This is a genomic window from Acidovorax sp. DMC1 (assembly GCF_056314325.1).
Map to the genome: position 1 here is coordinate 379,749 of NZ_JBQUYO010000002.1, position 14,200 is coordinate 393,948.

Sequence of the window (14,200 nt, forward strand, 5' to 3'; positions counted from 1 at the left end):
TTACAAAGCCTCCCCACGCTTGATTTCATGTTCTATTTCTTCCTGGATCCGGCTCCACTGGCGCACAAACTGGCGGCGGCAGAGTTCGAACAGGGCAAAGCCCGTCACCATCACAAACACCGCGCCAAACCAGCTGGTGAAGCCCTTGGCATTGAGCGTGGCGCCCAGGAAGGTCAGCTCTGGCCCCAGCGCTGCATTGAGCTGCAGGTGGTAGGTCATCTCGATCATGCAGGCTGCGCCCATCACACCCACCAGGGCGGTACCGCCCAGGGCCAGGTACGAGGTCCACAGCTTGCGCAGCTTGCCAAACTTGGCCAGGCGCAGGTTCATCATGATCAGGCTGGCCACGCCGCCGGGTGCGTACATCACCATGAACAGGAACACCAGCCCCAGGTATAGCAGCCAGGCCTTGGACAGCTCGGACAGCAGCACCGACGCCAGCACGAGCAACACCGCACCAATGATGGGACCGAAGAAGAACGTGGCCCCGCCCAGGAAGGTGAACAGCAGGTAGCCACCCGAGCGCACCACGTTCAGGCTGTCGGCACCCGTCACGATCTCGAAGTTGATCGTGGCCAGGCCACCACCAATGCCGGCAAAGAAGCCCGCGATGATGAACGCGAAGTAGCGCACACGCTGCGTGTTGTAGCCAATGAACTCCACACGCTCAGGGTTGTCACGCACGGCATTCAGGATGCGGCCCAGCGGTGTGCCGGTGAAGGCAAACATCGCCGCCGTGCAAATGAAGCAGTACACGGCAATCAGGTAGTACACCTGAATCGCAGGACCGAAGGTGATGCCAAAGAACGACTGGCCGTACACACGGTCGGTGGTGATGCCGCCTTCGCCCCCGAAGAACTCGGGGAACATCAGCGCCATCGATGCCACCAACTCGCCAATGCCCAGTGTGATCATGGCGAACGTGGTGCCCGACTTTTTGGTCGTGACAAAACCCAGCAAGATCGCAAAGAACGCCCCCGCCAGTCCGCCCACGATGGGGATGAGCACCAGGGGAATGCTGAAGCTGCCCTTGCCCGCCATGTTCATCGCATGGATCGCAATGAACGAGCCCAGGCCGGTGTACACCGCGTGGCCGAAGCTCAGCATGCCGCCCTGCCCCAGCAACATGTTGTACGACAGGCAGATGATGATGAGGTAGCCGATCTGCGAGAGCATGGTCAGCGCCAGGCTGCTGCGAAACAGCATGGGCGCGACGATCAGTGCGACAGCAAACAGCGTCCAGATCACAAAGCGCCCCACGTTCCAGGGCTTGAACCGGTAGTGCGACGTGGCACCAGAAACAGGATGAGTGGTCGAATTCATGGCTTCAGTCCTCCCGCGTGCCCAACAGGCCCTTGGGGCGGAAGATCAGGATCAGCACGAGGAACAGGTACGGCAGGATGGGCGCCACCTGGGAAATCGTGAGCTTGAGCAAGGGGTAGCCGAAGGTCTGGTCGGTCACGGCCACACCCACTGCCTTGAAGACGTGGATCAGCGAGTAGTCCAGCGCCACGGCAAAGGTCTGCACCACACCGATCAGCAGCGAAGCAATGAAGGCCCCTGCCAGCGACCCCATGCCGCCGACCACCACCACCACGAAGATGATGGAGCCCACGGATGCGGCCATCGCAGGCTCGGTGACATAGGTGTTGCCGCCGATCACGCCTGCCAGGCCCGCTAGCGCGGCACCGCCGCCAAACACCAGCATGAACACGCGCGGCACGTTGTGGCCCAGCGCCTCGACCATCTCTGGGTACTTGAGAGCCGCCTGGATCACCAGCCCGATGCGTGTGCGGGTGAGCAGCAGCCATACCGACAGCAGCATCAACAGCGCCACCAGCATCACAAACGAACGCGACTTGGGAAACTGGGTGCCGTAAAGCGAGAACAGCGGCCCCTGCAGTTGCTCGGGCAGGCCGTAGGGCACCGTGGAGCGGCCCCAAACCAGCTGCACTACTTCCAGGATCAGGTACGACAGGCCGAACGTGACCAGTAGCTCGGGCACATGGCCGAACTTGTGCACCCGGCGCAAGGCATAGCGCTCAAATGCAGCGCCCAGCACAAACACCACGAGCGGAGCCAGCACCAGCGCTGGCCAGAAGCCCACCACCCCGGAGATGGTGAACGCGAAATAGGCACCCAGCATGTAAAAGCTGGTGTGTGCAAAGTTGAGCACGCCCATCATGCTGAAGATCAGCGTGAGGCCGGAACTCAGCATGAAAAGCAGGAGCCCGTAGCTCACGCCGTTCAGCAAAGAGATCACGAAAAACTCAGGATTCATTGGAATTTTTCATCACGGAGGGAAAAAAAAGGCCCGAGTACGTCGGGCCTCGAAGTTCTGACGGCTGGGAACAGGGTCCCAGCGCCAGCGCCACATCAGGGGCGCTTCATCTGGCACGACGTGGGCGTGCTGGCCACGTAGGGTTCGTAGTACTTCAGCGGCACGAAGGTGTAGCCGGTGTTTTCCGAGTCGATGGGGTACTTGCCGCCGGCTTTTTCCCACTTGGAAATGAACAGGCCCTGCTGCAACTGGTGGTCGGTCTTGCGCATCTCGACTTCACCGTTGAAGCTCTTGAACTTCATGCCTTCGAACGCTGCAGCCACCTTGACGGGGTCGGTGGACTTGGCCTTCACGAAGCCTTCTGACAGCATGGTGAAGGCGTGGTACACGGCACCGGTGTACATGTCGTCGTTGAACTTCTTCTTGTAGTCCACCACGATCTGGTTCAGCGGGCCAGGCAGGTTCATGTGGGCATAAGCCACCATGTACACGCGGCCTGCGGCAGCGGCGCCCATGGCGGTCGGGCTGCCCGTGACCGAGCCGTAGTAGGTGTAGAAGTTGACGTTGTTCAGACCTGCGTCGTTCGCGGCCTTGATCAGCAGCGCCAGGTCAGAGCCCCAGTTGCCGGTGATCACGCTGTCAGCGCCCGATGCCTTGATCTTGGCGATGTAGGGCGAGAAGTCACGCACCTGGGCGAGAGGATGCAGGTCGTCCCCCACGAACTGCACGTCGGGGCGCTTGCGCTGCATCATCTCCTTGGCGAACTTGGAGACCTGGTGGCCGTGCGAGTAGTTCTGGTTGATCAGGTAGACCTTCTTGACCTCTGGCAGGTCCTTCATGTAGGTCGTCAGCGCTTCCATCTTCATGGAGGTGTCTGCGTCCAGACGGAAGTGCCAGTAGCTGCACTTGCTGTTGGTGAGGTCTGGGTCCACAGCGGCGTAGTTCAGGAACAGGACTTCCTTGCCGGGATTGCGCGCGTTGTGCTTTTCCAGCGCGTCCATGATGGCGAGGGCCGGGCCAGAGCCATTGCCCTGCACCACGTAGCGCGCGCCCTGGTCCATGGCCGAGCGCAGTGCGCTGGTGGTTTCCTGCGGGCTCAGTTTGTTGTCGATGCCGATGATTTCAAATTTGACGCCGGCAGGGTTCTTCTTGTTGAACTCTTCAGCGATGAACTGGAAGCTCTTGAGCTGGTTCGTTCCCACGGCTGCCATCAGGCCAGACAGGGGGTCGAGCCAGGCGATTTTGACCGTCTCGCCCTTTTGAGCGAAGGCCCCGCCAGCGCTTGCCAAGATTACCGAGGCTGCTACAGCCTTAATAGCGAACTTCATGCTTTTGTCTCCTTGTAAATCGACACAACGCAGCGTACCGCGTTGCAACAAAGCGATGCTCAGGGATTGCCCCTACCAGCGTCGCACACGTGACTGGCGCAGCGCTCCCCCGAGCGCGCACCAGCCTGGGGCAGTGCAAAAAATGGCGTTCGCAAACGATGCACACACATGCATTGCCCCACCCTGATCACAGGCCGGGAAGCTTGTAATCCTTGAGCTGCTCACGCAGCTTGGTCTTGAGCATCTTGCCGGTGGCACCCAGCGGAATGGCATCGACAAACACCACGTCATCGGGGATCTGCCACTTGGCCGTCTTGCCTTCGTAGAAGGCCAGCAGCTCTTCGCGCGTGACCTCCGCACCGGAGCGCTTGACCACGGCCACGATGGGGCGTTCGTCCCACTTGGGGTGCGGCATACCCACACACGCTGCCATGGCAATGGCGGGATGGGCCATGGCAATGTTCTCGATGTCGATGGAGCTGATCCATTCGCCGCCGGACTTGATCACGTCCTTGCTGCGGTCCGTGATCTGCATGAAGCCGTCGGCATCGATGGTGGCCACATCACCGGTGGGGAACCAGCCCCGGCCCTGCGCGTCGCGCACCAGCGGGTCGCCGCCCTCGCCCTTGAAGTAGCTGCCCACAATCCAGGGGCCCTTGACCAGCAAATCCCCGTAGGTCTTTCCGTCCCAGGGCAGCTCGTTACCGTCGCCCCCCACGATCTTCATGTCCACACCATAAATCGCACGGCCCTGCTTTTGCAGGATCTTCATCTGCTCGTCCTTGGACATGGCGAGGTGCTTGTTCTTGAGCGTGCACAGCGTGCCCAACGGGCTCATCTCGGTCATGCCCCAGGCGTGAAGCACCTCCACGCCGTAGTCTTCCTTGAACGCGTGGATCATGGCGGGCGGGCAGGCCGAGCCGCCGATGACCGTACGGCGCAGGGTGGAGAACTTGAGGCCTGCAGGCTTCATGTGGCCCAGCATCATCTGCCACACGGTGGGCACGCCTGCGGCATAGCTCACCTTCTCCGCTTCGATGAGTTCGTAGATCGACTTGCCATCCATCGCCGGGCCGGGGAACACCAGCTTGCAGCCTGTGAGTGCAGCCGAGTACGGAATGCCCCAGGCATTGACGTGGAACATGGGCACCACCGGCAGCACCGAGTCGCGGGCCGAGAGGCACATGACGTCGGGCAGCGCCGCAGCGTAGGCGTGCAGCGTGGTGGAACGGTGGCTGTACAGCGCGGCCTTGGGGTTGCCCGTGGTGCCGCTGGTGTAGCACATGCTGGATGCGGAGTTCTCGTCAAACTCGGGCCAAGCGTAGTCGGACGAGCGCGCGCCAATCCAGGCTTCGTAGCTGGTCAGGCCGGGAATACCTGTGTCGGCAGGCAGCTTGTCGGCGTCGCACAGGGCGACCCATTTCTTGACAGTGGGGCACTTGGCATGTACCGCCTGCACCAGGGGCAGGAAGGTGGTGTCAAAACACAGCACCTGGTCTTCGGCGTGGTTGATGATCCAGGCGATCTGGTCGGGGTGCAGGCGTGGATTGACGGTGTGGAGCACCCGGCCCGATCCGCTCACGCCGAAATACATCTCCATGTGGCGATAGCCGTTCCAGGCCAGCGTGGCCACCCGGTCGCTGAACTGGAGCTTCAGGTCATCCAGCGCATTGGCCAGGCGGCGGGCACGTGCGGCGAGGTCGCGGTACGTGTAGCGATGGATGTCCCCCTCCACCCGTCGGGACACGATTTCGGCGTCGCCGTGGTGGCGCTCTGCGAATTCGATCAGCGACGAAATCAGCAACGGTTGACTCTGCATCAAGCCCAGCATGAATACTCCTTGGATGTTGTAGTGAATGGAACGGTCATCGTAGCGCGCGTACCGGCATCCGGGTGTCGCCCGCGTCGTGCCCCCGCACGCCACTGGGATGAACCCACGCACGCCGCACCACCGCGCTGGCGTGGCATCGGAGGCGGCATGGCTGCACCATCGCCGGACCCCGTGAACCGCTGCGGAGTGTGCGCCCGACAGGCATGGCTGCCAACACTTGTCGTCCCACTGACAAAGGGCAAGGGAATACCCTGAACCGCAGGCACCGCTGCAGCGACAATCAGGCCCATGCTCTGCGCCGCACCTTCTGCCCAACGCTTCATCGCCGCCCAGCCCTGGTTCGCGGGCCTGCCTGCCGCCATGCAGGAGCGGCTGCGCGAAGAGGTGTTTGCCGAGCAGGCCGACAAGGGCGCGGTGATGATGCCAGCCGGCAGCGCCGTGCAGGGCTGGCATGCCGTGCTGTCAGGCCTGGTGATGCTGCAGAGCCCCACCAGCAAGGGCCGGTCATCCGCCTTCATCGGCGTGCCTGACGGTGAATGGTTTGGCGAGGGCTCGGCCATGAAGCCCGAGCCCCGCCGGTACCACGTGGTGGCACTGCGCCCCACCACCCTGCTGTGCCTGCCCCTGCCGCTGTTTGCCACGCTGCGCGAGACCAGCCTGGCGTTCAACCAGTTCCTCGTGCTGCATCTGAACATGCGGCTGGGCCAGGCCATGACCATCATCGAAACCGGGCGCACCCAGTCCACCGAGCACCGCGTGGCGCTGTACTTGAGCCGCCTGTTCTGGCGCAGTACGCGGCGGCTCAACCTCACGCAGGAGGAGCTGGGGCAACTGGTGGGCCTGTCGCGGCAGACCGTGAACAAGGTGCTGCGCTCGCTGGAGGGCATGGGCATCGTGTCGCTGGACTTCGGGCGTGTGGCCATCGTGGACGACGAGGCGCTGAACGCATACCTCGCCGCCACGGCCGCACACTGACCAGCCGCATTCGGCCAAGAGCTGTTCAGCATCTGTAGCGCGAGGGTCATTGAACGCTCAGGCGCACCGCCTTCTGGTCCGCATCAAAGATGAACTTGCGGGGCCAGGGCTGCCAGGTCTGGCCCAGCGTGGCGTTGTTGGGATCACCGGTGTGCACAAACGCCCGCAAGCTGTCCATCATGGCTCGCGACAAGGCCAGGCGCCCCGGCTGGTTGGCGGTGCTGTTGGTCGCCTTCGCAAACACCGAGGGACCGAAGTTGCCAAACACAAACGGCAGGTCGAACGCATGGGCCGCGCCGTACACATCGTTCCACGGTGCGGGCTGCTGGGCCCAGTTGAACTGGTAGTTCCACACATTGCTCTGCTGGCTGCGCAGGGCGTTCAGCAGGTTGTCGCGGCTGGCGCCAATGAACACATTGCCCAGCAGCTGGGTGCGTGCGTTGTAGCCCGTGCCCGGGGCTGTCACCGGCAGGTAGGACGCATCCAGAATGTCCGCCGCAGTGAGGGTGGTGGGGGCATCAGGGTCGAAGCGCTGCATCATCGCAAAGCGCTCTGCATCGCCGATCTTCATGCCAGGCTTGCCGCCCAGCAGCACCAGGAACGGGGCAAACAGCTTGCCCTCCTCGGCCGTGTAGCCGGACAGCACGGGCACCTTCTGATAACGCCCCGCCCCGATCTCGGCAATCGGATCGGCCGGCACCACCACACCGTCCGGGATAGGGCCGGAGCCTGTCAGCCCCTTTGCCAGCACCGTCTGCAGGATGACCCGCGCATCCTTGCCGCGCAGGTAGCTGGCCATCTGCGCGGGGGTCCAGCCGGCCACCAGGGCCTGGGCTTCTGGCAATGCGGGCGCCAAGCCATCGGCCACGGCCAGATGCGCCAGCAGCTGGCTGGCCTGCGTGGCATAGCGGGAGACCGGGTTGAGTGTGGGGATGGACCCGGCGGGCAAGTTGGTCGCCAGGGAGATTCCCCCGCTGATCGGCACCAGTTTGTGAAACAGACCGCTGGCCTGCGGCGCCGTCAGCAGCGCCAAGGCATTGATGGCCCCCGCCGACTGCCCCATCAACGTGACATTGCCTGCATTGCCGCCAAACCGGGCGATGTTGCCCTGCACGAACCGCAGCGCCTGCACCACGTCCAGCAACGCATAGTTGCCGGTATAGGCATTGCCTCCGCTGCCGTTGTTGCCCGCATGCAGCGCGGGCAACTGCAGATACCCCAGCACATCAAGCCGGTAGTTGGCTGTGACCACGACGGCATTGGCTGACTTGGCCAGCGCCGCGCCGTCGTACACCGGGTCAGCGGTGTAGCCCGAGATGGCACTGCCGCCATGGATGAACACCAGCACCGGCAGGTTGTCCTGCGCGGTAGCAGGGCGCCAGATGTTGAGGGTCAGGCAGTCTTCGCTGCCCAGGGGCGTGTTCAGCGTCTGGCCAATCGTGTCGTCAAAGCGGTTGTTGGCCCCTGGTCCGTAAATGCGGCCCATCTGGAGGCAGGCGTTGCCAAAGCGGGTGGCGCTGCGCTCGCCCGTCCAGGCGGCAGGCTCTGCAGGCGGCTGCCAGCGCAGGGGCCCCACGGGGGGTTGGGCGTAGGGAACGCCCTTCCAGGCATAGGTGCCGCTGGTGGCGCTGTCGTCCGTGCCGCGCACCATGCCGTAGCGGGTTTCGCGCAGTTCGGGCGGCGTACCGCCAGAGCCACCACACGCCGTGGTCATCACAGCGGCAAGACAGGCTGCGCCCCAGCGCAGGCTCTTTGCAAAATGGGCCATGTTGTTTGTCTCCTTCGGGGTTTTCAGGAATGGGGCGGGCCTGCAGAACGCATCACACTCGCGCCTAGGCCCGACCTCGGCGCCGATTGTGGAAACGCCTGGCCTACAACCCACTATCGCAACCACACCAAAACAGTGACTTCAGAACACCACCCGCGCGTAAACCCTGAGACAGGGGCTTGCCCATGAACCCGCTGCCGCAGCGCACCAGCTCTGCCGCCTGGGTGCGCGGTATTGCCGAGCTGTTTGCGGCCGAGGGCCTGCCAGTGCAGGCTCTGTGTGCTCAGGCCGACATCGATCTGGAAAGCCTGCAACATCCCCACACCCGCGTGGATGTGGACCGCGTCAGTCGCTTGTGGGAGGCTGCGGCCCAGCACTACGCCCGCCCAGGGCTGGGCCTGGACCGCCAACTGGCTGCGCGCTACGGCAAGCTGGACTTGGTGGGCCATGCACTCGCCTCGGGACCCAACCTTCTCGAAGGCTTCAGACACCTGGACCGGCACATGGCGCTGATCTCGGACGCCACCACGTTCTCGATGGAGCGGGACCCGCGCGGCTACTGGTTGGTGCTCAACCACATCGGCGCCTCGCGCCCCATACCGCGGCAGCGGGTGGAGTTTGCGGTGCTCACCCTGCTGACGCTGTGCGACTGGCTCACCCGGCGCGACCTCACACCCTTGGCCGTGGAGCTGGTCACCCCAGCACCGGCCGACGACACGCGGCATCGCGCGGCATTCGGCGTGCCACCCCGCTTTGGCCAGCCGGTGAACCGCTTTCTGATGGCAGAAGCCGATCTGCTGCAACCCATCCCCACCCACAACCCCAGCCTGTGGGCGCTGCACGAACAACTGGTGGAGGCCGAGCTGGGACAACTGGGCCCGCTGGGCCAGTCGCTGGTCAGCGCCAAGGTGCGCACCGAGATATCGCGCATGCTGCACCTGGGCGAACCCCGCCGGGAGGACGTGGCGGCACGCCTGCACCTGACCGACCGCACCCTGCAGCGCCGGCTGCAGGCAGAGTCGGTGAGTTTTCAGCAACTGCTGGACGACACCCGCAGCGAGCTGGCCCGCCAGTACCTGGCCGACCCACGCCGCAGCCTGGCCGAGGTGGCCGACCAGCTGGGGTTCAGCGACCAGAGCAACCTGTTCAGGGCCTGCAAGCGCTGGTTCGGCATGCCACCAGGCCAGTACCGCCAGCAGTTGCTGCAGCCTGCCCCCGGCCCAATCTTCCTGGCCGCAGCAGCGTCGCTCTAGCGGTTGCAGTGCTGACCCTGCCCACCCTGCCATGGCCCTGTGGGCGCCGGGACATCCGGCCTGCGAGACAATCCAGCCCATGACCCTGACCGCCGACAGCGACGCCCGCACCGACCTCGGCCTCGCCTGGGACCACCGCTTTGCCGCGCTGGGCCCCGACTTTTTCACCGAACTGCGCCCCACCCCTCTGCCCTCGCCCCATTGGGTAGGGACCAGCCCCGCCGTGGCGCAACTGCTGGGGCTGGATGAAGCCGCCCTGCACAGCGACGAGGCCCTGCAGGCCTTCACCGGTAACCGCCTGCTGGCAGGTTCGCGCCCCCTGGCCAGCGTGTACAGCGGACACCAGTTTGGCGTCTGGGCCGGCCAGCTGGGCGATGGGCGCGCCATCTTGCTCGGTGAGACAGCCTCGGGGTGGGAGGTCCAGCTCAAGGGTGCAGGCCGAACGCCCTATTCACGCATGGGCGATGGCCGCGCGGTATTGCGCTCCAGCATCCGTGAATTTTTGTGCAGCGAAGCCATGCACGGCCTGGGTGTGCCGACATCGCGCGCGCTGTGCATCACCGGGTCCCCCGGGCCGGTGCGCCGCGAGGAGATAGAGACCGCTGCTGTCGTCACCCGCGTGGCACGCAGCTTTGTGCGCTTTGGCCACTTTGAACACTTTGCAGCCAACGGCCAGGAGGCCGCGCTGCAAACGCTGGCCGACTACGTCATCGACCGCTACTACCCCGAATGCCGGGACGGCACCGGCCTGGCAGGCAACCCCTACGCTGCCCTGCTGCAGGCGGTGAGCGAGCGCACCGCGCGCCTCATGGCGCAGTGGCAGGCCGTGGGCTTTTGCCACGGTGTGATGAACACCGACAACATGAGCATCCTGGGCCTGACGATTGACTACGGGCCCTTCCAGTTTCTGGACGCTTTTGTGCCCGGCCACGTGTGCAACCACAGCGACTCGCAAGGCCGCTACGCTTACAACCACCAGCCCAATGTGGCGTACTGGAACCTGTTTTGCCTGGCGCAGGCGCTGCTGCCCCTGATCGAGGACCAGGACCTGGCCAAGCAGGCGCTGGAGTCTTACAAGACGGTTTTCCCAGAAGCCTTCATGGCCCAAATGCGCGCCAAGCTGGGGTTGGTAGAGGCCAGCGATGGCGATGGCGCACTCATCGACGGCATCTTGCTGCTGCTGGCCCAGAACGGGGTGGACTACCCCATCTTCTGGCGCCGCCTGTCGCACGCCGTGGGCACCCAAGACATGGAGCCCGTACGCGACCTGTTTGCAGACCGCGCCGGCTGTGACCAATGGTTGCTACTATATTCAGAGCATTCGAGGCATATGGATGTAGCGCATCAAGCCGATTTGATGCTTAAAACCAATCCCAAGTTCGTGCTGCGCAACCACCTGGGCGAACAGGTCATCCGTGCGGCGAAACTTGGCGACTTTGGCGAACTCCAAACCCTGCAGCGGCTGCTGGAGCGCCCGTTTGACGAGCACCCGGGGCACGACGCCTACGCCGCCTTCCCGCCCGACTGGGCGTCTTCCATCGAGATCAGCTGTTCATCATGACCCACCCTATCCAGAAGACAGATGCCGAATGGCAAGCCGTGCTGCGCGAAAAAGGCGCCGAACCCGTGGCCTTCCAGGTCACGCGCCATGCCGCCACCGAGCGCCCCTTCACCGGCAAGTACGAAGCCCACTGGGCTGACGGCAGCTACCACTGCATCTGCTGCGGCGCCAAGCTGTTCGACTCGGTCACCAAGTTTGATGCGGGCTGCGGCTGGCCCAGCTTTTCCGAAGCCATCCCCGGCGCCATCACCGAAATCGTGGACCGCAGCCATGGCATGGTCCGCACCGAAACGGTGTGTGCACAATGCGGGGCGCACCTGGGCCATGTGTTTGAAGACGGCCCAGCGCCTACCGGGCTGCGGTATTGCATGAACTCGGCATCGCTGGACTTCGAGTCCGGAGACCGCTGAAGCCCGGCATTTCTTGCTGACTCCATGAAAATTCTGATCGACTTCTTCCCCATCCTGCTGTTCTTCGGGGCCTACAAGTTCTACGGCATCTACGTAGGCACCGCAGTGCTCATGGCGGCCACGGCCTTGCAGATGGCCATCATCTATGCCATCGACCGGCGCCTGCAGACCATGCACAAGGTCACCCTGGTGCTGATCCTGCTGTTCGGCACGCTCACGCTGGTGCTGCAGGACGACCGGTTCATCAAGTGGAAACCCACTGTGCTCTACGGTGCGATGTCGATGGCCCTGGCGGTGGCGCTGTGGGCGCTCAAGAAGAACTTTCTCAAGATGCTGTTGGGGAGCCAGCTGGACTTGCCCGATACCGTCTGGCAGCGCCTGAACGTGGCCTGGATCGTCTATTGCGCATTCATGTCGGCCATCAACGCCTACGTGGTGATGAACTTCAGCACCGAGGCCTGGGTGGACTTCAAGCTCTGGGGCTATGTCTTTCCGCTGGTCTTCCTGGTGGCTCAGGGCATCTACATCGCCCCCCACCTCAAGGGCGATGAGCCTACCACCTGAACGCGCACAAAGCCCATGACCTCCATCGCAGACCAGATGCACCAGACACTGGCCGACCGCCTCACCCCCAGCCACCTGGAGGTGCTGGACGAAAGCGCGGCCCACGCAGGCCATGCAGGTGCCAACGGCACCGGATTTGGCACCCATTTTCGGGTGCGGATCGCGTCACCTTTCTTTACAGGACGCACCCGCGTGGCCCAACACCGCCTTGTGTATGATGCGCTGCAAGAATTTATTGACCAAGGCGTTCACGCCCTCGCCATTGAAGTTCTCTGAACCGGCCCCAGATCCATAGCTGCCGGATTTCAGCTGGCAAACAAACCCCTTATTTTTTTGGATTTCGCATGAAGAAACAGCTCCTGTCCGGCCTGGTGGCCGCTGCCGTGCTGGGCACGTTGGCCCTGCCCGTTTCCGCCCAGAATGTCGCCATCGTCAACGGCAAGGCGGTTCCCAAGGAGCGTGTCGAAGCGCTCAAGCAGCAGGTGGAACGCTCGGGCCGCCCTGTGACGCCCGACATCGAAGGCCAGATCAAGGAAGAAGTCATCGCCCGTGAAATCTTCATGCAGGAAGCCCAAAAGCGCGGCCTGGAAACCTCGGCCGACTACAAGTCCCAGCTGGAACTGGCCCGCCAGGCCATTCTGATCCGCGAACTGTTCGCCGACTTCCAGAAGACGAACCCCGTCACAGACGCTGAAATCCAGGCCGAATACGACAAGTTCGTGGCTGCCAACAGCGGCAAGGAATACAAGGCCCGCCACATCCTGGTGGAAAAGGAAGCCGACGCCAAGGCCATCATCGCGTCCATCAAGAAGGGCGCGAAGTTTGAAGACATCGCCAAGAAGCAGTCCAAGGACCCAGGGTCCGGCGCTAAGGGCGGCGACCTCGATTGGGCCAACCCATCGAGCTACGTGAGCGAATTCACCGAAGCGCTGGTCAAGCTCGAAAAGGGCAAGATGACCGAGACGCCCGTGAAGAGCCAGTTTGGCTGGCACATCATCCGCCTGGACGACGTGCGCCAGGCCGAGCTGCCCAAGCTCGAAGAGGTGAAGCCACAAGTCGCACAGCAGCTGCAACAGCAAAAGCTGGCCAAGTTCCAGGAAGACCTGCGCGCCAAGGCCAAGGTGGAATAAGCCAACTGGCACTCAGCCGTTCTTGCAACAAAAAACGCGACCTCGGTCGCGTTTTTTTATGGGCTCGGGCTGTGCCGCAATCCCCACTTAATTCACAAGGCTCAAGTCCGCCCCATCACCCACACCACGGCCATCAGCAGGCCAATCATCACCGGCTGATGGGCCATGTAGTAGCTCAGGCTCCACCGCCCCAGCGTTGCCAGCGGCGTGAGCCCGGCGGGTAGCCGCCAGTGCAGCCAACCCTTGCGCGCTCGCACCGCCCACTGGCCTGCCGCGAGCCCCCACCAGAGCACACCGAGCCACGGCAACACGGGCACATAGTCTTCAGTGAACGGCTTGCGCGACACCAGCCCCAGCCAATTCAGTGCTCGTCCATTGAACCAGGGCGCGGCATCTGCCCATACCCCCGTCAGAAGCTGCTGCGCGGCCCACGGCAAGGCCACCGCAACCAACCCGGCCAGCCACAGCCAGCGCCCCCAACCAGCGGTACAGCGAGCGATGAGCAACATCACCGCCATGCCGTGCAGCACACCAAAATAGATGAAGCTGGCTGGAAACATCACAAACGACCCGGCAGATACGAGCAATGCGCACCCGGCGATCTGCATCCACCGACGCCCAAACCTGCGCCAGCCCTGCCCCTGGTGCCAGGCGATGGCCTGCCCCAGCCCTGCACAGAACAGGAACAGGCTCACGATCAAGGTGCGCTGCGTGGTCCAGAAAGGATCCACACGAAAGTTCTGTGGCCACAGGCCGAAGTGGCTCAGATCAAAACAGAAGTGGAACACCGTCATCCACACCATCGCTACGCCACGCAATGCATCGACGGTGTCGTAACGACGCATGGCAAGGGAGTCAGGCACATGGGGCTGCGTTGCAGAAGCCTCAGCGGCCTTGGAATGCGCGGAAAGGGTCATGGGGGTAGCGGCCAAGCACCTGTGCGCGGTACACAGGCAGGGTCAGGTGCAAATGAGTGTCTACGGGCGTCTGTGGGCGATGGAGCCAATGGTACGGAGATTCGGCATGCCTGCCGACATACCCGCTGAACATGGCTTTGATCCGCCGCCACTGAACCTGTTTGTTCCGACGCGGTGCCTTG

Annotated in this window: 13 protein-coding genes; 7 read left to right on the plus strand and 6 right to left on the minus strand. The window is 63.4% G+C overall.

Going from position 1 to position 14,200, the window contains the following annotated elements; all coding sequences use genetic code 11:
- From ACT531_RS06165 to ACT531_RS06180, 4 genes are all read right to left on the minus strand, one after another.
- Positions 1-1,323 (minus strand): branched-chain amino acid ABC transporter permease, encoded by a 1,323-nt coding sequence (locus tag ACT531_RS06165; RefSeq protein ID WP_476016857.1) that lies wholly within the window; start codon positions 1,321-1,323, stop codon positions 1-3.
- Between the two features lie 4 nt (positions 1,324-1,327).
- Entirely contained in the window at positions 1,328-2,281 is a 954-nt protein-coding gene (locus ACT531_RS06170) for a branched-chain amino acid ABC transporter permease (RefSeq protein ID WP_056063520.1), read from the minus strand.
- Between the two features lie 95 nt (positions 2,282-2,376).
- Positions 2,377-3,609 carry a branched-chain amino acid ABC transporter substrate-binding protein gene (locus ACT531_RS06175; RefSeq protein ID WP_060987411.1) on the minus strand — a complete coding sequence of 411 codons (1,233 nt, stop codon included), beginning with the start codon at positions 3,607-3,609 and terminating at the stop codon, positions 2,377-2,379.
- Positions 3,610-3,796: 187 nt separating this feature from the next.
- Positions 3,797-5,440: a 3-(methylthio)propionyl-CoA ligase gene (locus ACT531_RS06180; protein ID WP_476016858.1), complete on the minus strand. Its 1,644-nt coding sequence runs from the start codon at positions 5,438-5,440 to the stop codon at positions 3,797-3,799.
- A gap of 288 nt (positions 5,441-5,728) precedes the next feature.
- On the opposite strand from ACT531_RS06180, the gene ACT531_RS06185 reads away from it, so the two are divergent.
- Positions 5,729-6,415, plus strand: coding sequence for a Crp/Fnr family transcriptional regulator (locus ACT531_RS06185; protein ID WP_476016859.1), 687 nt, complete (start codon positions 5,729-5,731; stop codon positions 6,413-6,415).
- A gap of 46 nt (positions 6,416-6,461) precedes the next feature.
- Here the strand turns inward: ACT531_RS06185 and ACT531_RS06190 are convergent, their stop codons facing one another.
- A complete protein-coding gene (locus tag ACT531_RS06190) occupies positions 6,462-8,183 on the minus strand; it encodes a carboxylesterase/lipase family protein (RefSeq protein ID WP_476016860.1) in 1,722 nt (573 codons plus the stop codon).
- Positions 8,184-8,368: 185 nt separating this feature from the next.
- Here ACT531_RS06190 and ACT531_RS06195 point away from each other — a divergent pair, with 185 nt between their 5' ends.
- The 6 genes from ACT531_RS06195 (at position 8,369) to ACT531_RS06220 (ending at position 13,101) form a co-directional block, all read left to right on the plus strand.
- Positions 8,369-9,436, plus strand: coding sequence for an AraC family transcriptional regulator (locus ACT531_RS06195; RefSeq protein WP_309824518.1), 1,068 nt, complete (start codon positions 8,369-8,371; stop codon positions 9,434-9,436).
- 79 nt (positions 9,437-9,515) lie between these two features.
- Positions 9,516-10,997 carry a protein adenylyltransferase SelO gene (locus ACT531_RS06200; RefSeq protein ID WP_309824519.1) on the plus strand — a complete coding sequence of 494 codons (1,482 nt, stop codon included), beginning with the start codon at positions 9,516-9,518 and terminating at the stop codon, positions 10,995-10,997.
- Positions 10,994-11,407, plus strand: coding sequence for a peptide-methionine (R)-S-oxide reductase MsrB (gene msrB / locus ACT531_RS06205; RefSeq protein ID WP_309824521.1), 414 nt, complete (start codon positions 10,994-10,996; stop codon positions 11,405-11,407). The genes ACT531_RS06200 and msrB overlap by 4 nt, the downstream gene beginning before the upstream one ends.
- A 24-nt stretch (positions 11,408-11,431) precedes the next feature.
- Positions 11,432-11,971, plus strand: a complete 540-nt coding sequence (locus ACT531_RS06210) for a septation protein A (RefSeq protein ID WP_015014398.1) — start codon at positions 11,432-11,434, stop codon at positions 11,969-11,971.
- A 15-nt stretch (positions 11,972-11,986) separates the two neighbouring features.
- Entirely contained in the window at positions 11,987-12,247 is a 261-nt protein-coding gene (locus ACT531_RS06215; protein WP_060987418.1) for a BolA family protein, read from the plus strand.
- A 68-nt stretch (positions 12,248-12,315) separates the two neighbouring features.
- Entirely contained in the window at positions 12,316-13,101 is a 786-nt protein-coding gene (locus ACT531_RS06220; protein ID WP_015014400.1) for a foldase protein PrsA, read from the plus strand.
- Between the two features lie 101 nt (positions 13,102-13,202).
- Here ACT531_RS06220 and ACT531_RS06225 read toward each other — a convergent pair whose 3' ends face one another.
- Positions 13,203-13,946: an acetyltransferase domain-containing protein gene (locus ACT531_RS06225; RefSeq protein WP_343734633.1), complete on the minus strand. Its 744-nt coding sequence runs from the start codon at positions 13,944-13,946 to the stop codon at positions 13,203-13,205.
- Positions 13,947-14,200 lie beyond the last annotated feature (254 nt).